Here is a 19,919-nt window from a genome sequence, read left to right as displayed (position 1 = left end):
CCCGATTTCGGGGCGGGTGCCCGCCGGTAACCGTTTCACACCAGTTCCCACCCATCGGAAAACCCCAGGACCTGCTGCCCTACGTGCGATACAGCGCGTCGACCTCGTTCGCGTAAGCGTTTTCGATCGCCTTGCGCTTCAGTTTCAGCGACGGCGTCAGCAGTCCGTGCTCCTCGGTGAACGGCTGGGCGAGGATGCGGAACGTGCGGATCGACTCGGCCTGCGAGACCAGCGTGTTCGCCGCCACGACCGCCCGGCGCACCTCCGCCTCCAGATCCGGGTCGCGCACCAGCTCGACGGGCGGCAGCTGCGGTTTGCCGCGCATCTGCAGCCAGTGCTCGACGGCCTCCTGGTCGAGGGTGACCAGCGCGGCCACGAACGGCCGGTCGTTGCCCACGACGATGCACTGGTTGACCAGCGGATGGTCGCGCACCCGCTCCTCCAGCAGTCCCGGCGAGACGCTCTTGCCGCCGGAGGTGACCAGGATTTCCTTCTTGCGGCCGGTGATGGTGAGGTAACCGTCTTCGTCGAGGGAGCCCAGGTCGCCGGTGGCCAGCCAGCCGTCGTGCAGGGTCTCGTCGGTGGCCTTGGGGTTGTTGAGGTAGCCCTGAAACACGTTTTCGCCGCGCAGCCAGATCTCGCCGTCGTCCGCGATGTGCACGGTCATCCCCGGGATGGGCCGGCCGACCGTGCCGTACCGGGTGCGTCCGGGTGGGTTGGCGGTCGCGGCCGCGGTCGTCTCCGTCAGGCCGTAACCCTCGTAGATCTGCACGCCCGCGCCGGCGAAGAACAGGCCGAGCTTGCGGTCCATGCCCGAGCCGCCGGACATGGCGTGCCGGACCCGGCCGCCCATGGCCGCGCGCACCTTGGAGTAGACGAGCTTGTCGAAGAGTTGGTGCTGCATGCGCAGGCCCGCCGACGGGCCGGGCCCGAGGCCCCAGGCCTTCGCCTCGATGGCCTCCGCGTAGTTCACGGCCACCTCGACGGCCTTCTCGAACGGCCCCGCCCTGCCCTCCCGCTCCGCCTTGCGGCGGGCCGCGTTGAAGACCTTCTCGAAGATGTACGGCACGGCCAGGAAGAACGTCGGCCGGAAGGCGGCCAGGTCGGGGAGCAGGGCGGCCGCGTGCAGCTGGGGCTGGTGACCGAAGCGGACCCTGCCGCGGATCGCCGCGATCTGCACCATCCGTCCGAAGACATGCGCGAGCGGCAGGAACAGCAGGGTCGCCGCCTCGTCGCCCCGCTTGGAGTGAAACACCGGCTCCCAGCGCTCGATGACCGTGTCCGCCTCGAACATGAAGTTGCCGTGCGAGATGACACAGCCCTTGGGCCGGCCTGTCGTGCCGGAGGTGTAGATGATCGTCGCGGTCGAGTCGGGGGTGACCGCTTCCCGGTGCCGGTGCACCACGTCGTCCTCGATGGAGGCGCCGGCGTCGTACAGCTCCTGCACACAGCCCGAGTCCAGCTGCCACAGCTGCCGCAACTGGGGGAGGCGGTCGATGACGGTGGCGATCGTCATCGCATGGTCCTCGTGCTCGACGACCGCGGCCGTGCACTCGGCGTCGTAGAGCATCCAGAAACACTGTTCCGCGGAGGAGGTCGAGTAGACCGGCACCACCTGGGCGCCGATCGTCCACAGGGCGTAGTCGAACAGCGTCCACTCGTAACGGGTGCGGGACATGATGGCGACGCGGTCGCCGAACCGGATGCCCTGGGCCAGCAGACCCTTGGCGAGGGCGAGTACCTCGTCGCGGAACTCGGCGGCGGTCACGTCCCGCCATTCGCCGCGTTCGTCCTTGCGGCCGAGGCTGACGTACTGCGGGTCGTCCTGGGCGTGCTGGAAGACGACGTCGGCCAGACCGCCGACCGGCGGTGCCAACGCCAACGGAGGGTTGGTGAACTCGCGCAAACCCGTACCCCGCTTCTCATGGCCCCTCAGCGCCGTGAAAGCTACCCCACCCGTCGACGGGGTGGGAGGGGGCCGGAAAGCGAGCGATGCTCTCGTCTGCGCTGGTCAGTGCCGGAAAATGGGCTCACATGGGGAAGGGTCGGACAGAAAGCTGACGGTTGAGTAAGTTTCGGCACCGTAATCTCCACCGAATCTGCCCGTACCGCTTACGCTGCCCGACCCCTCCCGAGGCCCGTCACGGCCTTCGTTGCCGATCCCTGCCCCATGGGTCCCGGGCGGGGGGTCACCCTCTCCTCCGACAGCGGCGGAGCGTCTGATTCCGTTACTCCGGCGGGCCGGTGCGCCGGCCGGGTCCCGGGGCCGGTCGTCGGTGCAGGCGGTCGCCGCCCGCCAGGATCGCCGCCGCCAGCGCGTCCGCGGCGCCCTGGGCCGACGTCCGTCTGCGTCCGTGCACCAGCACGAAGTCGACCCGTCCCAGTTCCGGCAGCCCCGCCCGGTCCGGGATCCGCACCAGGCCCGGCGGGATCAGGCCCCGCGAGTGCGCCATCACGCCCAGGCCCGCCCGGGCCGCCGCGATGAGACCGTTGAGGCTGCCGCTCGTGCAGACGATCCGCCAGGCCCGCCCCTGCCGCTCCAGCGCCTCCAGGGCCAGCGCCCTGGTGATGCCCGGCGGCGGGAAGACGATGAGCGGGACCGGACGGTCGGCGTCCAGCCGCAACCGCTCCGCGCCGATCCACACCAGCCGGTCGTGCCACACCAGCTCACCCCGTGGATCCTCGGGGCGCCGCTTGGCCAGCACCAGGTCCAGTTTCCCGGCGGCCAGCTGCTCGTGCAGGGTGCCCGACAGCTCCACCGTCAGTTCCAGGTCGACCTCGGGGTGGTCGTGGCGGAAGCCCTCCAGGATCTCCGGCAGCCGGGTCAGGACGAAGTCCTCCGAGGCGCCGAAGCGCAGCCGACCGCGCAGCCGGGTGCCGGTGAAGAACGCCGTGGCCTGTTCGTGCACGTCCAGGATCCGGCGCGCGAAGCCGAGCATCGCCTCGCCGTCCTCCGTGAGCTCCACGGAGTGCGTGTCCCGGGTGAACAGCGCCCGGCCGGTCGCGTCCTCCAGGCGCCGCACGTGCTGGCTGACGGTGGACTGGCGCAGCCCGAGCCGCCGCGCGGCCTGCGTGAAACTCAGCGTCTGGGCGACGGCGAGGAAGGTGCGCAGATGGGAGGGTTCGTACACGCCCGTCACAGTAGCCGCTGTCCTCGTGTTCATCGTGTTTCGCGATGACAGTGAGAGCGGTATGCCGGATTCCCGATCACGGTGCGCCGGAGGACGATGGAGAGGGACCCCCTTGGGCCCGGACGCACACCCATCGAACCGCACGTGGAGCACCGTGAAACGCCTGCACTGGCCGAGTTGGATGCCGGTCGACCCCTACATCCTGCTGTTGCTCGGGACCGTCGGGCTCGCGGCACTGTTCCCGGCCCGCGGCGGCGCCGCCGACGTGGCCTCCGGCGCCTCCACGGCCGCGATCGCCTTCCTCTTCTTTCTGTACGGCGCTCGCCTGTCCACCCGTGAGGCACTCGACGGACTGAGGCACTGGCGCCTCCACGTGACCGTCCTGGCCTGCACTTTCGTGGTCTTCCCGCTGCTGGGCCTGGCCGCGCGCGGCCTCATCCCGGTATTGCTCACCCACCCGCTCTACCAGGGGCTGCTCTTCCTCACCCTCGTCCCGTCGACGATCCAGTCGTCGATCGCGTTCACCTCCATCGCCCGCGGCAACGTCCCCGCCGCGATCTGCGCGGGCTCCTTCTCCTCGCTGGTCGGCATCGTCGTCACCCCGCTGCTGGCGGCGTCCCTGCTCGGCAGCAGCGGCGGCGGCTTCTCCGCCGACTCGCTCGTCGAGATCGTGCTGCAACTGCTCGTACCGTTCCTCGCCGGGCAACTGCTGCGCCGCTGGATCGGCGGCTTCGTCGCACGGCACAAGAAGGTGCTCGGACTGGTCGACCGCGGCTCGATCCTCCTCGTCGTCTACACCGCGTTCAGCGAGGGCATGGTCCAGGGCATCTGGCACCAGGTCAGCGCCGTACGGCTGGGCGGACTGCTTGTCGTCGAGGCCGTCCTGCTCGCGGTGATGCTCGCCCTGACCTGGTACGGGGGCAGGGCGCTGCGGTTCGATCGTGAGGACCGCATCGCGATCCAGTTCGCCGGCTCGAAGAAGTCCCTCGCCTCCGGGCTGCCCATGGCGAGCGTCCTGTTCGGCGCGCACGCCTCCCTCGCCGTACTGCCGCTGATGCTCTTCCATCAGATGCAGCTCATGGTGTGCGCCGTCATCGCCAAGCGCCGGGCACGGGATCCGTTGGAGGCGCCGGGGGAACGGCGCGACGAGCGGGCGTCGGCCGCAGCGTGAACCTCTGGCACCGACGACCTCCAGCTCACGGCACCAGAACCACTTTCCCCAGATTGCTCCGTGACTCGATCATCTCGTGTGCCTCGGCGGCGTCCGCCAGGCCGAATTCCCGGTGGACGACCGGCTTCAGCGTCCCCGCCGCGAACAGGCGCCACAGCTCCTGGCGCCACCGCTCGTACACCTCAGGCCTCCCGCGCGCGACGTGGGCCATCTGGAAACCGATCACGGACTTCGCGCCCACCAACAGGTCGTACGCCCGGATCGTCCCGCCGCCCGAGCTGTACGCCACGAGTCGCCCGCCGGGAGCGAGGGCCGCGACGGCGGGAGTGAGCAACGCGCCCCCGACGGCGTCCAGGACGTAGTCGACGGGGGCGCCCCAGTCGGCGTTGTCGTAGACGATGACGTCGTCGGCGCCCAGTGCGCCCACGAAGTCGGACTTCGCCGGGTCGGACACGGCGCCCACGACCCGGGCCGCGCCGCGCGTGCGCGCCAGCTGCACGGCGAGGTGGCCGACCCCGCTCGCCGCCGCCGTGACGAGGGCCGCCTCGCCGGGTTCGGGCCGCGCGGCCGTGAGCGCGCCCAGCGCGACCAGGCCGCTGCGCACGAGGGCGACGGCGTCGACCGCGCTCGCGTCCTCCGGGACGGGGGAGGCCATGGCCTCGTGCAGGAGCGCGAAGTCGGCGTAGCCGTGGCCGAAGCACAGGCCCGTCACCCGCTCGCCCACCCGGAATCCGGTGACCCCGGGCCCGACGGCCACGACCTCCCCGGCGATCTCGCCGCCGAGCGGAATCGGCTCCGTGCCCTCGGTGACCTTGCGGACGACGGGCAGGGTCACGCCGATCGCCGCGCAGCGCACGAGGAGCTCGCCCGGGCCGGGCTCGGGGACGGGCGTCTCCTCCAGGAACAGCGGTCCGCCGATGGAGTCGTACCGGACGCGACGCATCGCACCTCCAGAATTCGTTGGGACTCCCAACGGTATATCAGGGGTCGTTGGGAAGTCCAATGAATTCGGTAGGGTGGAGGCATGTCCGAAGCGCCCCTCGCCGCCATCCGCTCTCTCCCCAGCTGGCTCCTCGGTCGGGCCGCCGCGCGCGGCCGCGCCCTGGTCGCCGACGCTCTCGCCGTCGAGGGCCTCAAGATGTGGCACCACGTCGTGCTCTCCGCCGTCCGCGATCTCGGCCCCGTCGCTCAGGCCGACCTCGGCCGCAGTGTCGGACTCGACCCCAAGGACCTGGTCGGCATCCTCAACGACCTGCAGTCCGCGGGCCTCGCCGTGCGCGCGCCGGATCCCGGTGACCGCCGGAAGAACGCCGTGTCACTCACCGAGCAGGGCCGACAACTGCTCCAGCGCTGCGAGAAGGCCGCTCGGGAGGCGAACGACGCCCTGCTCGCCCCGCTCTCGGCGGCCGAACGGGACCAGTTCATGGGCCTGTTGACCCGGATTTCCGGCACGGAGGGCTGACGGTGGATAACGTTCCGTCATGACCGCACCTCTCGCGCTCGACCCCGCGCACACCGCCCTTGTCCTCGTCGACCTGATGGACCGCATCGTCGCGCTGCCCCTGGAGCCCCGTAAGGGGACCGAAGTGCTGTCCGTCGCAGAGGAGCTGGCCGCCGAGTTCCGCACGGCGGGCGGCCCCGTCGTCCTCGTCCGCGTCGAGCGCCCCGGGGTCGGCGAGCAGCCGCCCGGCAGCGGTCTGGTCCAGGGGCTGCTCCGGGAAGGCGACCTGGAGATCGTCAAGCGCACCATCGGCGCCTTCCAGGGGACCGGACTGGACGACCGTCTCCGTGAACTCGGCGTCACCACACTCGTGTTCGGCGGCATCGCCACCAACCTCGGCGTCGAGTCCACCGCCCGTGCCGCCGGCGACCTCGGCTACGAGCTGTTCTTCGTCGAGGACGCGATGTCCGCTCTCACCGAGGCCGAGCACGAGGCGTCGGTGAAACTGGACTTCCCCCGGCTGGGGACGGTGGTGCGTGCGGCCCAGGTGCGATTCCTGAGCAGCTGAGGCGGCGCCCCTGCGGCGCAGGGGGGCGCTCCCCGCCGGTCGGGGCCCCGCCGCCGTGCAGCGGGGGAACCGGTCAGCCCCGGGCGGCCGCGGTCCGCAGGGTGATGCGGTCCTCACCCGCGTACACGTTCATGGAACTGCCTCGCAGGAAGCCCACCAGGGTCAGCCCGGTCTCCGCGGCCAGGTCCACGGCCAGGGAGGAGGGCGCCGAGACCGCGGCGAGCACCGGGATGCCCGCCATCACGGCCTTCTGCGCCAGCTCGAACGAGGCCCGCCCCGAGACCAGCAGGATCGCCCGGGACAGCGGCAGGTCCCCGTTCTGCAGGGCGCGGCCGACCAGCTTGTCGACCGCGTTGTGCCGGCCCACGTCCTCCCGGACGTCGAGCAGCTCGCCCTCCTCCGAGAACAGGGCCGCCGCGTGGAGCCCCCCGGTCCGGTCGAACACCCGCTGGGCCGCACGCAGCCGGTCGGGGAGGCTCGCGAGCAGCTCGGGCTCGATCCGGAGCGGGGGAGTGTCGGCTATCGGCCAGCGGGTCGTCGTACGGACCGCGTCCAGGCTCGCCTTTCCGCACAGGCCGCAGGAGGAGGTCGTGTAGACGTTCCGCTCGAGGGTGAAGTCGGGGATCGTCACGCCGGGGGTCGTCCGGACGTCGACCACGTTGTAGGTGTTGGAACCGTCGACCGTCGCGCCCGCACAGTAGACGATGTTGAGCAGATCGGACGCGGTGGCCAGTACACCCTCGCTGACCAGGAAGCCGGCGGCCAGCGCGAAGTCGTCGCCGGGCGTGCGCATGGTGATCGCGAGCGGCTTGCCGTTGAGCCGGATCTCCAGTGGTTCCTCGGCGACGAGGGTGTCCGGTCGGGCGGAGACCACTCCGTCCCTGATGCGGATCACCTTGCGTCGTTCGGTGACTCGTCCCATGTCGTCATCAGCCCTGGTTCTGTACGTGCTGGTAGCCGAAGCGGCCCTTGATGCAGAGATTGCCGTGAGTCACCGGGTTGTCGTGCGGTGACGGCACCTTCACGATCTCATTGTCCTGCACATAGAGCGTGAGGTTGCAGCCCACCCCGCAGTGCGCGCACACGGTCGTGGTCTGCGTCTGTGCCGATTCGTCCCAGCTGCCGGCCGCGCGGCGGTCGAACTCGGACCCGTAGAGGTCGTTGTCGATCTTCGGTTCCTCCTCGATCCGGGCCGCGTCCGGTCCGAAGCGGTCCGGCTTCGCCTCGTATTCTTTGATCCATTCCGCGACGAGCGGTGTCGTGGACAGGTCGACCGAGGACGCGAGCAGCCAAGTGCCTTACGACACCCGGCCCTTGGAGTTCGGTGGCCGCGTAGACCACGCAGCCGACGGCCCGCTCGGGCGCGAGCACCGCACTGACCGCGCCGCCCGGATCCACACTCTCGACGCGCCGGCCGTCGTAGGGGTCGTGTCGGTGGAAGTACCGCCAGGGGATGCCGTTCTGGGCGGCGACCACCGCGGTGGAGTCGTTCAGCAAGGGCCCGATCAGCGGCCCGCACGCCGCGTACGAGTGGGCCTTGAGGCCGAGGAAGACGAAATCGACCGGGCCGATCTCGGCCGGGTCGTCGGTGGCGTGGGCGCGGGCGGTGAAGTCGCCGCGCGGACTGAGCACCCGCACCCCGTCCCGCCTCATGGCCGCGAGATGCGGTCCACGGGCGACGAGATGCACGTCGGCGCCCGCGCGGTGGAGCGCTGCACGGACGTAGGCGCCGATCGCACCGGCGCCGAGGACTGCGACTTTCATGGTGAGGGAGCTCCGTTCGGTCGAGGGTACCGAGGAACTGGCCGAACTCTGTCGACGAAATATTGTCTACAGTACGCAAGTGGGGGCGGCGAGGGTGCGCGCGGCGCCGGGGCCGGGCCGGAGCCCGCGGCGGTCCCCGCACCGGTTGTGCAAGCGGTTTCGAAAAACCGGTCGGTCCGACCGCTCGGCGCAGCTCGCATACCGTTCACCGAAAACTGTCGACGCGCCGCCTTCTCAACGCCGTTGTGGATTCCTAATGTTCAGGATTCATGAGTCCCCCTGTCGCACCGCCCGGCTGGAGCCGCTGGCTCGTCCCCCCGGCCGCGCTCTCGGTCCATCTCTCCATCGGCCAGGCCTACGCGTGGTCCGTGTTCAAGCCGCCGCTGGAGTCCGCGCTCGACCTCAGCGGCACGCAGAGCGCGCTTCCCTTCCAACTCGCCATCGTCATGCTCGGCCTGTCCGCGGCCTTCGGCGGCACGCTCGTGGAACGCAACGGGCCGCGCTGGGCGATGACCGTCGCCCTGGTCTGCTTCTCGTCCGGCTTCCTGATCTCCGCGCTCGGCGCCGCCACCGAGCAGTACTGGCTGATCGTCCTCGGCTACGGCTTCGTCGGCGGAATCGGTCTCGGCATCGGTTACATCTCACCCGTCTCCACATTGATCAAGTGGTTCCCGGATCGTCCTGGCATGGCCACCGGCATCGCCATCATGGGCTTCGGCGGCGGCGCGCTCATCGCCTCGCCCTGGTCGGCGCAGATGCTGGAGTCGTTCGGCTCCGACAGCTCCGGGATCGCGCTCGCCTTTCTCGTGCACGGGCTTTCCTATGCGGTCTTCATGACGCTGGGCGTACTGCTGGTGCGGGTGCCGCGCAGCGAGCGGCCGGTCGCGGGCGGGCCGAGCGCCGTCGAGGGGGTGCAGGTGTCGGCGCGCAGTGCGGTGCGCACCCCTCAGTTCTGGTGTCTGTGGGTCGTGCTCTGCATGAACGTGACCGCCGGCATCGGCATCCTGGAGAAGGCCGCGCCGATGATCAAGGACTTCTTCGCCGACACCTCCACCCCGGTCTCGGTGTCCGCCGCCGCCGGCTTCGTCGCCCTGCTGTCCGCGGCGAACATGGCCGGCCGGATCGGCTGGTCGTCCACCTCGGACCTGATCGGACGCAAGAACATCTACCGGGTGTACCTGGGCGTCGGCGCCCTGATGTACGGGCTGATCGCGCTGATCGGCGACTCGTCGAAACCCCTGTTCGTCCTGTGCGCGCTGGTGATCCTCTCCTTCTACGGCGGCGGCTTCGCGACCGTCCCCGCCTACCTCAAGGACCTGTTCGGGACCTACCAGGTCGGCGCGATCCACGGCCGGTTGCTCACCGCCTGGTCCACCGCCGGAGTGCTCGGCCCGCTGATCGTGAACTGGATCGCCGACCGGCAGGAGGAGGCCGGAAAGCACGGCTCGTCGCTGTACACGCTGTCCCTGTTCATCATGATCGGGCTGCTCGCCGTCGGCTTCGTCGCCAACGAACTCGTCCGTCCCGTCCACCCCCGTCACCACCTGCCCGCCCAGAAGGAGGTTGCCGATGTCGAACGACAGCAGCCCGAGTCCGCAGCCTGACCGGCGGCCACTGATCGCCTTTGCCTGGCTGTGGGTGGGCGCGCCGCTCGCCTACGGGCTGTACGAGCTCGTACAGAAGGCGACGCAATTGTTCACCGGGTAACGGTTTGCGTGGGGCGGGTGTGCGGCGGGTGGATGTTCGGCGGTTGCTCGGGCGTCCGAGGGCTATGGGGAAGCCGACAACCCGGGAACCGGTTTCCTGTCGCTTCACGCGCCCTCGTACCCGCGAGTCACTGATCAGACTGGAGGATCCCGCTACCCAAGGCAACGAGGGGGACCCCCCAATGAACGGCTCGCGCATCGCCGCCGTCGGCCACTACCAGCCCGCCAAGGTGCTCACCAACGAGGACCTGGCGGGCCTGGTCGACACCAGTGACGAGTGGATCAGGAGCCGGGTGGGCATCCGCACGCGCCACATCGCGGGCCCCGACGAGCCCGTGGACGAGCTGGCCGCACACGCCGCCGCCAAGGCGCTCGCCTCGGCCGGCCTCACACCGGCCGACATCGACCTGGTGCTGGTCGCGACCTCCACGGCCGTCGACCGCTCGCCCAACATGGCCGCCCGGGTCGCCGCCCGGCTCGGCATTCCGCAGCCGGCCGCGATGGACGTCAATGTCGTCTGCGCCGGTTTCACCCATGCGCTGGCGACCGCCGACCACACCGTCCGTGCGGGCGCAGCCACCCGTGCCCTGGTCATCGGCGCCGACAAGATGTCCGAGGTGACCGACTGGAGCGACCGCACCACCTGCGTGCTGGTCGGCGACGGAGCGGGCGCCGCCGTGGTCGAAGCCTGCCCCGACGGAGTCGAGCCCGGCATCGCGCCCGTGCTGTGGGGCTCGGTGCCCGAGATGGGCCACGCCGTGCGCATCGAGGGTCAGCCGGCACGGTTCGCGCAGGAAGGGCAGAGCGTCTACCGCTGGGCCACCACCCAACTGCCGCCCCTGGCGCGACAGGCCTGCGAGCGGGCCGGGCTCACTCCCGAGGACCTCGCCGCCGTCGTCCTGCACCAGGCGAACCTGCGCATCATCGAACCCCTCGCGCAGAAGATCGGCGCCGTCAACGCGGTCGTCGCGCGCGACGTCACCGAATCGGGCAACACCTCCGCCGCCAGCATCCCCCTGGCCTTCTCCAAGCTCGTCGAGCAGGGCGCCGTCTCCACGGGCGACCCGGTGCTGCTCTTCGGCTTCGGCGGCAACCTGTCGTACGCGGGCCAGGTCGTGCGCTGCCCGTGAGCGGCGGCGGGCTGCGGTAGTCGGACGGGCCCTTGAGGGCGGCTCGCGCAGCTCGCGCCGCGAGGCCAGACGTCGAGGCCGCACCGAAGGGCGACGCGATCGACCGTGCCCGGGGCTGGTCCACTGTGCGCCGTAGACTGTAGACGAAAGACAATCGAGACTCGGCTGTAGACAGTCGCCACCCAGCTGCACACGGCCGATACGTCAATCGATACGGGGCTTTCGGGTGCGGTTGCCCGGTGTTTCCCAGGAGGGGGACCGACCGATGTTGTCGCGAGGACTGCCACAGGGTGCGGTGCCCAAGCTCGAACGACCCGGTCCGCTGCGCGACCGCGTCTACGAGGCGCTGCTCGAACTCATCACCACCCGTGCCCTCCAGCCCGGCCAGCACCTCGTCGAGAGCGAGCTCGCCTCGCACCTCGGCGTCTCGCGGCAGCCGGTGCGGGAGGCTCTGCAGCGGCTGAACACCGAGGGGTGGGTGGACCTCAGACCCGCCCAGGGTGCGTTCGTGCACGAGCCGACCGAGGAAGAGGCGGACCAACTCCTCACCGTTCGCACGCTGTTGGAGGCCGAAGCCGCACGGCTCGCCGCCGCGCACGCGGACCAGGCGGGCATCGAGGCCCTGAACGAGATCCAGGCCCAGGGGATGCTGGCCGTCGCCCAGGACGACGTGGACGCCGCCGTCGCCCTGAACGCCCGTTTCCACGCCAAGATCATGGAGATCGCCGGCAACACGGTCCTCGCCGAGCTGGCGGCCCAGGTCGACCGCCGGGTGCGCTGGTACTACACGCCGATCGCCCGCCAGCGCGGCCACCAGTCCTGGGACGAGCACCGCGAACTGATCACCGCGATCGTCGCGCACGACGAGCAACTGGCGACCCGGCTGATGCGTGAGCACACCGAGCACACCCGGCGCTCGTACCACGCCCGCGCCACGTCCTGAGCCCTCCTTCCAGCGCCGACCGAGCCTATGCCGTGGGTGCCGCCACGCTGCTTTGTCCTGTGAGTGGAGAAAGTTGGCGGCAATCTGTGCACAGCTTCTTCCCAGGTTCGGCAGCCGCTGCTACGTTCCCTTCGAAAGCCCGACACTGGTGGCCGAAATTGAGGCGGGGAGGGGTTCGTGAGACGCATGACGGCACGACCCGCGAACGCTCACCAGGCCCGCCTGCTCAAACTGTTGCGGGACAGCGGCCCCAACTCCCGTGCGCAACTGGGTGATCGGGTCGACCTGTCCCGGTCCAAGCTGGCCGTGGAGGTGGACCGGCTCCTGGAGACGGGGCTGGTCGTCGCCGACGGACTCGCCGCCTCGCGCGGTGGCCGTCGTTCACACAACGTCCGGCTCAACCCCGGGCTGCGCCTCCTCGGCGTCGACATCGGCGCGACATCGGTCGACGTCGCGGTCACCAACGCCGAACTGGAGACCCTCGGACACCTCAACCAGCCCCTCGACGTACGTGAGGGACCGGTCGCGGTCTTCGAGCAAGTCCTGTCCATGGCCGCGAAGTTGAGGGCGACGGGACTCGCCGAGGGCTTCGACGGCGCCGGCATCGGGGTACCCGGTCCGGTTCGTTTTCCCGAAGGTGTGCCGGTCGCGCCGCCGATCATGCCGGGTTGGGACGGCTTTCCTGTGCGGGAGGCGCTCAGCCAGGAACTCGGCTGCCCGGTCATGGTCGACAACGACGTGAACCTCATGGCGATGGGGGAGCAGCATGCGGGCGTCGCCCGCACCGTCGCCGACTTCCTCTGCGTCAAGATCGGCACCGGCATCGGCTGCGGCATCGTCGTCGGCGGTCAGGTCTACCGCGGTACGACCGGCAGCGCGGGCGACATCGGGCACATCCAGGCCGTGCCCGACGGCCGTCCGTGCGCCTGCGGCAACAGAGGATGCCTGGAGGCCTACTTCAGCGGCGCGGCCGTGGCCCGTGACGCGACGGAGGCGGCCCAGCAGGGCCTGTCGGCGGAACTCGCGGCACGGCTGGAGGCGAACGGCGCGTTGACCGCCGTCGACGTCGCCGCCGCTGCCGCAGCGGGCGACGCCACCTGCATCGAGATGATCCGCGAGGGCGGCAACCGGGTCGGCCAGGTCATCGCCGGACTCGTCTCCTTCTTCAACCCCGGCCTGGTGGTGATCGGCGGCGGGGTGACCGGCCTCGGCCACACCCTGCTCGCCGCGATCCGCACTCAGGTGTACCGCCAGTCGCTGCCGCTCGCGACCGGCAACCTCCCCATCGTCCTGGGGGAGTTGGGCCCCACCGCCGGTGTGATCGGCGCGGCCCGACTGATCAGCGACCATCTGTTCTCACCCGCGTAAGCCAGCCACCCGACACGATCCCCGCAAGCGCGCCATTGACACGGTTCACCAGCGCGACGCCCAGCCTCGCCCTGCTCCGACGGCCATGCCCTGCCTGATCCGTCCCGCCTGATCCGTCCTCCCTGATCTGCCCTGCTTGTTGTGCTCCGCGTGTCCTGTCCAGCCTGCTCTTTCCTGCCGTGCCCTGCCCTGCCCTGCCTTGAGAACAACGACATCGTTCTGCCCTGACTCCGGCCCGCACGCCCGCCGAGGGGAACCCACATGGCATCACCACCACCCCTGCTCAGCATGTCCGACATCACCAAGTCCTTCCCCGGAGTACGGGCGTTGGACGGCGTCGACCTCGACGTCCAGGCCGGCGAAGTGCACTGTCTGCTCGGCCAGAACGGCGCCGGCAAGTCCACCCTCATCAAGATCCTGGCCGGCGCCCACCAGCCCGACGGCGGCGTCATCCGCTGGCAGGGCGACTCCGCCACCCTGCGCTCCCCGATCGCGGCCATGCGCCTCGGCATCGCCACCATCTACCAGGAACTCGACCTGGTGGAGCACCTGTCGGTGGCGGAGAACGTCCACCTGGGCCATGAACCCACCGCAGTCGGCTTCGTCGTACGAGGCAAGGCGGCACGTGCCTCAACTGCTGCTCTGCTGAAGCGACTTGGTCATCCTGAGATCGATCCAGCCCGACTGGTCGGTGAGTTGTCGGCGGCGCAGCAGCAGATCGTCTCCATGGCGCGCGCCCTCTCGCACGACGTACGGCTCATCGTGATGGACGAACCGTCGGCCGCCCTCGACCCCGACGAGGTCGACAACCTGTTCCGCATCGTCGGCGACCTGACCGCGGACGGAGTGGCCGTCGTGTACATCTCGCACCGCCTGGAGGAGATCCGGCGGATCGGCGACCGCGTGACCGTGCTGAAGGACGGACGGGCGGTGGCGGGCGGACTGCCCGCGAAGACGACGCCTACGCGCGAGGTCGTGGCGCTCATGACGGGACGCAACGTCGAGTACGTCTTCCCCGAGCGGCCGTCGGGTGACGCGGCCGGGGACGGGAAGCCCGTACTGGAGGTGCGGGGGCTGGCCCGGGACGGTGAGTTCGCCGCCCTCGACCTGACCGTGCGGCCCGGAGAGATCGTCGGACTCGCCGGACTGGTCGGCTCGGGGCGCTCGGAGATCCTGGAGACGATCTACGGAGCGCGAAAGCCCACTGCGGGTCAAGTCCTCGTCGACGGACGGCCGTTGCGCCCCGGCAGTGTGCGCGCCGCCGTACGGGCCGGGCTCGGGCTCGCCCCCGAGGAACGCAAGGCGCAGGCCCTGCTGATGCTGGAGTCCGTCACACGCAACGTCTCGGTCTCCTCCATGTCCCGTTTCTCACGGGGCGGTTGGATCGACCGGCGCGCCGAGCGGGGGGCGGCGCAGGCCGCGACCCGTGAGCTGTCCCTGCGCCCCGACAACCCGTCCGTCCCCGTGCGCACCCTGTCCGGCGGCAACCAGCAGAAGGCCGTCCTGGCCCGCTGGCTGTTGCGCGGCTGCCGGGTCCTGCTGCTCGACGAGCCGACACGCGGCGTCGACGTCGGCGCCCGCGCCGAGCTGTATGCAGTCGTCCGTCGACTTGCCGACGAAGGCCTCGCCGTGCTGCTGGTCTCCAGCGAGGTCCCCGAGGTGCTCGGCCTCGCCGACCGCGTGCTGGTGCTCCGAGAAGGCCACGTCGTCCACACGGCACCCGCCCGTGACCTGGACGAACACCGCGTACTCGATCTGGTCATGGAAGGAAGCCCGGCGTCATGACGCAGCCCGTCTCCCCACCGCGGAACAGCACCGACAAGGTGCCGCAGATCCCACTCCCCGCCTGGCGCACCATGGTCGCCCGCGCCGACCTCCGCACGCTCTCCCTGCTCGGTGTGCTCGCCGCGCTCGTCGTCATCGGCGGGATCACCAAACCGGACGAGTTCCTGGACACCCGCAACCTCCAACTCGTCCTCACCCAGGCCTCGGTGATCGGGGTGGTGACCGTTGGCATGACCTTCGTCATCACCTCCGGGGGCATCGACCTCTCCGTCGGCGCGATCGTCGCCCTCTCCTCGGTGTGGGCCACCACGGTCGCCACCCAGGAATACGGTTTCGCGGGCATCCTCTTCACCGCGGTGATCGTCGGCGTGGGCTGCGGCCTGGTCAACGGACTGCTCATCGCCTACGGCGGCATGGTGCCGTTCATCGCGACGCTCGCCATGCTGGCCTCCGCCCGCGGGCTGGCGCTGCAGATCACGGACGGCCGGACGCAGATCGTGACGATCAACGGCATCCTCGACCTCGGCGAGCGCGACTCCTATGTGCTCGGCGTCCCGCCACTCGTGATCGTATTCGCGATCGTGACGGTCATCGGCTGGCTGGTGCTGAACCGCACCACCTTCGGCCGCCGCACGGTCGCCGTCGGCGGCAATGCGGAGGCCGCCCGGCTCGCCGGCATCGACGTACGCCGCCAACGGCTCTACCTCTACCTGCTGTCCGGACTGTGCTGCGGCATCGCTGCCTTCCTGCTGATCATCCTGTCCGGCTCGGGTCAGAACACCAACGGCAACCTCTACGAACTCGACGCCATCGCGGCCGCGATCATCGGCGGCACGCTGCTCAGCGGGGGTCGCGGCACCATCACCGGCTCCGTGCTCGGCGTCCTGATCTTCACCACGATCACCAACATCTTCGCCCTGAACAACCTGCAGAGCGACGTACAGCAGATCGCCAAGGGCGCGATCATCGTCGCCGCCGTGCTGGTCCAGCGCCGTACCGCGAGCACGACCTGAGGAAAGGGTTCACCGCCATGCCAGAGCCGACGCCTTATCCGAACCGCTTCACCAGTCGCAGAGGAATGCTCTTCGGGGCTGCCGCCGTCTCCGCCGGAACCTTCCTTGCTGGTTGCACCAGCAACGATTCCAAGGATGAAGAGCCGGCCGCGAACGACCAGCCGGCCGCCGACGACAAGCCCGGCAAGAAGGTCACCATCGGCTTCGCCGGACCCCAGGCCGACCACGGCTGGCTCAACGCCATCAACGACAACGCCGAGAGCCGCGCGAAGAAGTACTCAGATGTGACCCTGGAGATCACCGAGGGCTCGAACGACACCGCCCAGCAGATCGGCCAGATCGAGACCCTCATCAACAAGAAGGTCGACGTCCTGGTCGTGCTGCCCGCCGACGGCAAGGCCCTCACCCAGGTCGGCCTGAAAGCGATGCGCGCCGGGATTCCGGTCGTCAACCTCGACCGGATCTTCAACACCCCTCAGGCGTACCGGTGTTGGGTCGGCGGCGACAACTACGGCATGGGCCTCAACGCCGGGCGGTACATCGGGGAGAAACTCAAGGGAAAGTCCGAGGCCCGCGTGATCGAGCTGGCAGGGCTGGACAACCTGGAGCTCACCAAGCAGCGCACCAAGGGCTTCGACGACGCTCTCAAGAACTACCCCAACATCAGGAAGGTGGCCCGCCAGGCCGCCGAGTTCACGGTCGAGTCGGGACAGGCGAAGATGGCCCAACTCCTCCAGGCTCAGCCCAAGTTCGACGCGCTGTGGAACCATGACGACGACCAGGGCGTGGGCGCGCTGCGCGCCATCGAGCAGGCCGGGCGCGATGACTTCATCATGGTCGGCGGCGCGGGGGCGCTCGCCGCGTTCCAGGCGATCAAGCAGGACAACGGCGTGCTGAAGGCCACCGTTCTCTACCCGCCGACCATGGCCGCCTCCGCGATCGACCTCGCCCGCGCCCTCGGCCAGGGCAAGGGAGTCGGCGGCCTCGCCGAGTTCGAGATCCCCGCCTCGATCACCCTCTACTCGGCCGTCGTCGACAAGACGAACGTCGACCAGTACATGTCCACCGGCTTCAAGTAGGACACGACTGCCCGGCGGGCGGCGGCACAGCCCACCGGGTGCGGTCTACCGGTGCGGTCTACCGGTGCGGTCTACCGGTGCGGTCCGCCGGTGTGGTCGAGCGGGCACCGGACGGGCGCCAAGGGTTACGGGCCACGGGCCACGGGCCACGGATGCGGGGTGTTCTGTCGGCGGGGCCGGCGCCCTCTGGCCGGGGCCTCGGCCGGGGTGCAGGGGCCGTCGGCTGCGAGCAAGGCGCTCGTCGTACGGAGAGGCGCATCCGGTGACTGGGCCTCGGCGGGCGTCCGCGGCCTGAGTGGACCCGGGACGACCACGGCGCCCGCTCCCGGCCGATGCCCACCTGCTCCCACCAGCCGCCTGCCGCCTGCCGCGCGGTCCGTGCCCTGGATCCGGCGGCGTCCCACCCCCCACCGTGCCACGACGACAAGGAGGACCACCGTATGGAACAGCCGCAGCAGTCAGCAGGACCGGAAGCCGGCAAGCCGCCGCTCCGGGTGGGGATGGTCGGTTACGCGTTCATGGGCGCCGCCCACTCCCAGGGCTGGCGCACCGCGGGCCGCGTCTTCGACCTGCCCCACCGACCGGTCCTCGCCGTGATCTGCGGCCGCGACGCCTCCGCCGTGCGTGCGGCGGCGGACCGACACGGCTGGGCGGCGACCGAGACCGACTGGCGTGCCCTGATCGCCCGGGACGACATCGACCTCGTCGACATCTGCACCCCCGGCGACTCGCACGCCGAGATCGCCGTCGCGGCGCTGGCCGCCGGCAAGCATGTGCTGTGCGAAAAGCCCCTCGCCAACACTGTCGAGGAAGCCGAGACCATGGCGCGCGCGGCAGAAACCGCCTACGGGCGGGGCCAGTTGGCGATGGTCGGGTTCAACTACCGCCGTGTCCCGGCCACGGCCCTGGCCCGGCGGATGGTCGCCGAGGGCAGGATCGGCGCCCTGCGGCATGTGCGGGTGACGTACCTCCAGGACTGGCTCGTCGACCCGGACTTCCCGCTGACCTGGCGACTGCGCAGGGAACTGGCGGGTTCCGGGGCGCTCGGCGACCTCGGCGCGCACATCGTCGACCTGGCACAGCACCTGGCGGGGGAGCGGCTCGCCGGAGTCTCCGCGATCACCGAGACCTTCGTACGGCAGCGGCCGCTGACCGACGGGCCGACGAGCGGCCTGAGCGCGACGTCCGCCGACGGCACCGGCACCGGCACGATCGCCGGCGCCGGCACTCGCACCGGCACGGTCACCGTCGACGACGCCGCCCTGTTCACCGGCCGCTTCGCCTCCGGGGCGCTCGCCTCCTTCGAGGCGACCCGGTTCGCCACCGGACGCAAGAACGCGCTGCGCCTCGAACTCAACGGTGAGCGCGGCTCGTTGGCCTTCGACCTGGAGCGCCTCAACGAGCTCTGGTACCACGACGCCACCGAACCCGGCACACACGCCGGATTCCGCCGCATCCTCGTCACCGAACCCGACCACCCCTACCTGGACGCCTGGTGGCCCCCGGGGCACGGCCTCGGCTACGAGCACAGCTTCGTCCACCAGGCCCGCGACCTGGTCCATGCCGTCGCCGAGGGCAGCCGGCCCGAACCCTCCTTCGCCGACGGGCTGCAGGTGCAGCGCGTCCTGGCGGCCGTCGAGGAGAGCGCCGAGAAGAACTCCGTCTACACCCCCATCGCGGACTGAGGAACGAGGAGGGCTGCAGCATGCCGCGCACATTCACACTCTTCACCGGCCAGTGGGCCGACCTGCCCCTGGAGGAGGTCTGTCGCCTCGCCCGCGACTTCGGCTACGACGGCCTCGAACTCGCTTGCTGGGGCGACCACTTCGAGGTCGACAAGGCACTGACGGACCCCGGATATGTGAAGTCCCGCCACCAACTCCTGGACAGGTACGGTCTGAAGTGCTGGGCCATCTCCAACCACCTGGTGGGGCAGGCCGTCTGTGACGCCATCATCGATGAACGCCACCAGGCGATCCTGCCCGACCGCATCTGGGGTGACGGCGAGCCGGAAGGCGTCCGGCGGCGGGCCGCCACGGAGATCGCCGACACCGCGCGGGCCGCGGCGGCCCTCGGCGTCGACACGGTGATCGGCTTCACCGGCTCCGCCATCTGGCACCTGGTGGCCATGTTCCCGCCCGCCCCCGAGGCGATGATCGAGCGCGGCTACGAGGACTTCGCCGAGCGCTGGAACCCGATCCTCGACGTCTTCGACGCGCAGGGCGTGCGGTTCGCGCACGAAGTCCACCCCAGCGAAATCGCCTACGACTACTGGACGACCGTGCGCGCGCTGGACGCGGTCGGCCGTCGACCGGCCTTCGGCCTCAACTTCGATCCCAGCCACTTCGTGTGGCAGGACCTCGACCCGGTCGGCTTCCTGTGGGACTTCCGTGATCGCATCTACCACGTGGACTGCAAGGAGGCCCGCAAGCGCCTCGACGGCCGCAACGGCCGCCTCGGCTCCCACCTGCCCTGGGGTGACCCGCGGCGCGGCTGGGACTTCGTCTCCGCCGGCCACGGCGACGTCCCCTGGGAGGACGTCTTCCGCATGCTGCGCTCCATCGACTACCAGGGACCGATCTCCGTGGAGTGGGAGGACGCCGGCATGGACCGACTCCAGGGCGCCCCCGAGGCCCTGACCCGCCTCAAGGCCTACGACTTCGAGCCGCCGTCCGCCTCCTTCGACGCGGCGTTCGGCAACTGAGTTCGACAACTGAGTTCGACAACTTCCGTCGGACCAGGCATCTCTGACTTTTCATCAGCTCGCCGGGATGACGGCGCATCCCGGCGTACGCACCCGCCCGTACAACCAGCCCCACA

At 70.2% G+C, this 19,919-nt stretch carries 17 protein-coding genes and 2 pseudogenes; 13 read left to right on the top strand and 6 right to left on the bottom strand.

What is annotated here, in order from left to right; translation table 11 throughout:
• Positions 1–79: 79 nt before the first annotated feature.
• Together B5557_RS08545 and B5557_RS08540 are read right to left on the bottom strand one after the other, a co-directional pair.
• Positions 80–1,906 carry an AMP-dependent synthetase/ligase gene (locus tag B5557_RS08545; RefSeq protein ID WP_079658541.1) on the bottom strand — a complete coding sequence of 609 codons (1,827 nt, stop codon included), beginning with the start codon at positions 1,904–1,906 and terminating at the stop codon, positions 80–82.
• Between the two features lie 322 nt (positions 1,907–2,228).
• Positions 2,229–3,131 (bottom strand): LysR substrate-binding domain-containing protein, encoded by a 903-nt coding sequence (locus B5557_RS08540; protein ID WP_079664664.1) that lies wholly within the window; start codon positions 3,129–3,131, stop codon positions 2,229–2,231.
• A gap of 154 nt (positions 3,132–3,285) precedes the next feature.
• On the opposite strand from B5557_RS08540, the gene B5557_RS08535 reads away from it, so the two are divergent.
• Positions 3,286–4,302 (top strand): bile acid:sodium symporter family protein, encoded by a 1,017-nt coding sequence (locus B5557_RS08535; protein WP_079658540.1) that lies wholly within the window; start codon positions 3,286–3,288, stop codon positions 4,300–4,302.
• A 25-nt stretch (positions 4,303–4,327) separates the two neighbouring features.
• Here B5557_RS08535 and B5557_RS08530 read toward each other — a convergent pair whose 3' ends face one another.
• Complete coding sequence (locus B5557_RS08530; protein ID WP_079658539.1) at positions 4,328–5,245, bottom strand: quinone oxidoreductase family protein; 918 nt, start codon at positions 5,243–5,245, stop codon at positions 4,328–4,330.
• A gap of 81 nt (positions 5,246–5,326) precedes the next feature.
• Between B5557_RS08530 and B5557_RS08525 the strand changes: the two genes are divergently transcribed.
• Both B5557_RS08525 and B5557_RS08520 read left to right on the top strand, forming a co-directional pair.
• The gene (locus B5557_RS08525; RefSeq protein WP_079658538.1) at positions 5,327–5,764 is read left to right on the top strand and encodes a MarR family winged helix-turn-helix transcriptional regulator; all 438 of its coding nucleotides are present in this window, start codon (positions 5,327–5,329) and stop codon (positions 5,762–5,764) included.
• Between the two features lie 19 nt (positions 5,765–5,783).
• The gene (locus tag B5557_RS08520) at positions 5,784–6,311 is read left to right on the top strand and encodes an isochorismatase family protein (RefSeq protein WP_079658537.1); all 528 of its coding nucleotides are present in this window, start codon (positions 5,784–5,786) and stop codon (positions 6,309–6,311) included.
• A gap of 73 nt (positions 6,312–6,384) precedes the next feature.
• On the opposite strand, the gene fdhD is transcribed toward B5557_RS08520, so the two are convergent.
• The 3 genes and pseudogenes from fdhD to B5557_RS08505 form a co-directional block, all read right to left on the bottom strand.
• Positions 6,385–7,233: a formate dehydrogenase accessory sulfurtransferase FdhD gene (fdhD, locus tag B5557_RS08515; RefSeq protein ID WP_079658536.1), complete on the bottom strand. Its 849-nt coding sequence runs from the start codon at positions 7,231–7,233 to the stop codon at positions 6,385–6,387.
• Positions 7,234–7,240: 7 nt separating this feature from the next.
• Positions 7,241–7,600 (bottom strand): annotated as a pseudogene (locus B5557_RS08510) (2Fe-2S iron-sulfur cluster-binding protein); the annotation flags it as partial.
• Positions 7,598–8,075: pseudogene (locus B5557_RS08505) on the bottom strand (2-dehydropantoate 2-reductase); the annotation flags it as partial. The pseudogenes B5557_RS08505 and B5557_RS08510, both read right to left, overlap by 3 nt.
• A gap of 269 nt (positions 8,076–8,344) precedes the next feature.
• Between B5557_RS08505 and B5557_RS08500 the strand changes: the two are divergent.
• The 10 genes from B5557_RS08500 to B5557_RS08460 all read left to right on the top strand — a co-directional run bounded on the left by B5557_RS08500 (position 8,345) and on the right by B5557_RS08460 (position 19,803).
• On the top strand, positions 8,345–9,679 hold the full coding sequence (locus B5557_RS08500) for an OFA family MFS transporter (protein ID WP_079658535.1): 1,335 nt from the start codon (positions 8,345–8,347) through the stop codon (positions 9,677–9,679).
• Positions 9,645–9,782: an MFS transporter small subunit gene (locus B5557_RS44185; protein WP_173877651.1), complete on the top strand. Its 138-nt coding sequence runs from the start codon at positions 9,645–9,647 to the stop codon at positions 9,780–9,782. Before B5557_RS08500 ends, B5557_RS44185 begins: the two co-directional genes overlap by 35 nt.
• A gap of 181 nt (positions 9,783–9,963) precedes the next feature.
• Positions 9,964–10,911 carry a beta-ketoacyl-ACP synthase III gene (locus B5557_RS08495; RefSeq protein ID WP_079658534.1) on the top strand — a complete coding sequence of 316 codons (948 nt, stop codon included), beginning with the start codon at positions 9,964–9,966 and terminating at the stop codon, positions 10,909–10,911.
• A gap of 265 nt (positions 10,912–11,176) precedes the next feature.
• A complete protein-coding gene (locus B5557_RS08490) occupies positions 11,177–11,854 on the top strand; it encodes a GntR family transcriptional regulator (RefSeq protein WP_079658533.1) in 678 nt (225 codons plus the stop codon).
• A 186-nt stretch (positions 11,855–12,040) separates the two neighbouring features.
• The gene (locus B5557_RS08485) at positions 12,041–13,222 is read left to right on the top strand and encodes an ROK family transcriptional regulator (RefSeq protein ID WP_079658532.1); all 1,182 of its coding nucleotides are present in this window, start codon (positions 12,041–12,043) and stop codon (positions 13,220–13,222) included.
• A 261-nt stretch (positions 13,223–13,483) separates the two neighbouring features.
• Positions 13,484–15,007 carry a sugar ABC transporter ATP-binding protein gene (locus B5557_RS08480; protein WP_079658531.1) on the top strand — a complete coding sequence of 508 codons (1,524 nt, stop codon included), beginning with the start codon at positions 13,484–13,486 and terminating at the stop codon, positions 15,005–15,007.
• Positions 15,004–16,020: an ABC transporter permease gene (locus B5557_RS08475; RefSeq protein WP_079658530.1), complete on the top strand. Its 1,017-nt coding sequence runs from the start codon at positions 15,004–15,006 to the stop codon at positions 16,018–16,020. Before B5557_RS08480 ends, B5557_RS08475 begins: the two co-directional genes overlap by 4 nt.
• A gap of 17 nt (positions 16,021–16,037) precedes the next feature.
• Positions 16,038–17,099, top strand: coding sequence for a substrate-binding domain-containing protein (locus B5557_RS08470; RefSeq protein WP_079658529.1), 1,062 nt, complete (start codon positions 16,038–16,040; stop codon positions 17,097–17,099).
• Positions 17,100–17,539: 440 nt separating this feature from the next.
• Positions 17,540–18,784: a Gfo/Idh/MocA family protein gene (locus B5557_RS08465; RefSeq protein WP_079658528.1), complete on the top strand. Its 1,245-nt coding sequence runs from the start codon at positions 17,540–17,542 to the stop codon at positions 18,782–18,784.
• Positions 18,785–18,804: 20 nt separating this feature from the next.
• The gene (locus B5557_RS08460; RefSeq protein WP_079658527.1) at positions 18,805–19,803 is read left to right on the top strand and encodes a sugar phosphate isomerase/epimerase family protein; all 999 of its coding nucleotides are present in this window, start codon (positions 18,805–18,807) and stop codon (positions 19,801–19,803) included.
• Positions 19,804–19,919 lie beyond the last annotated feature (116 nt).

This window comes from Streptomyces sp. 3214.6 (genome assembly GCF_900129855.1).
Taxonomy (GTDB): Bacteria; Actinomycetota; Actinomycetes; order Streptomycetales; family Streptomycetaceae; genus Streptomyces; species Streptomyces soliscabiei.
Note: the sequence above shows the minus strand (reverse complement) of the source record. Positions and strands in the feature narration are given on the sequence as shown.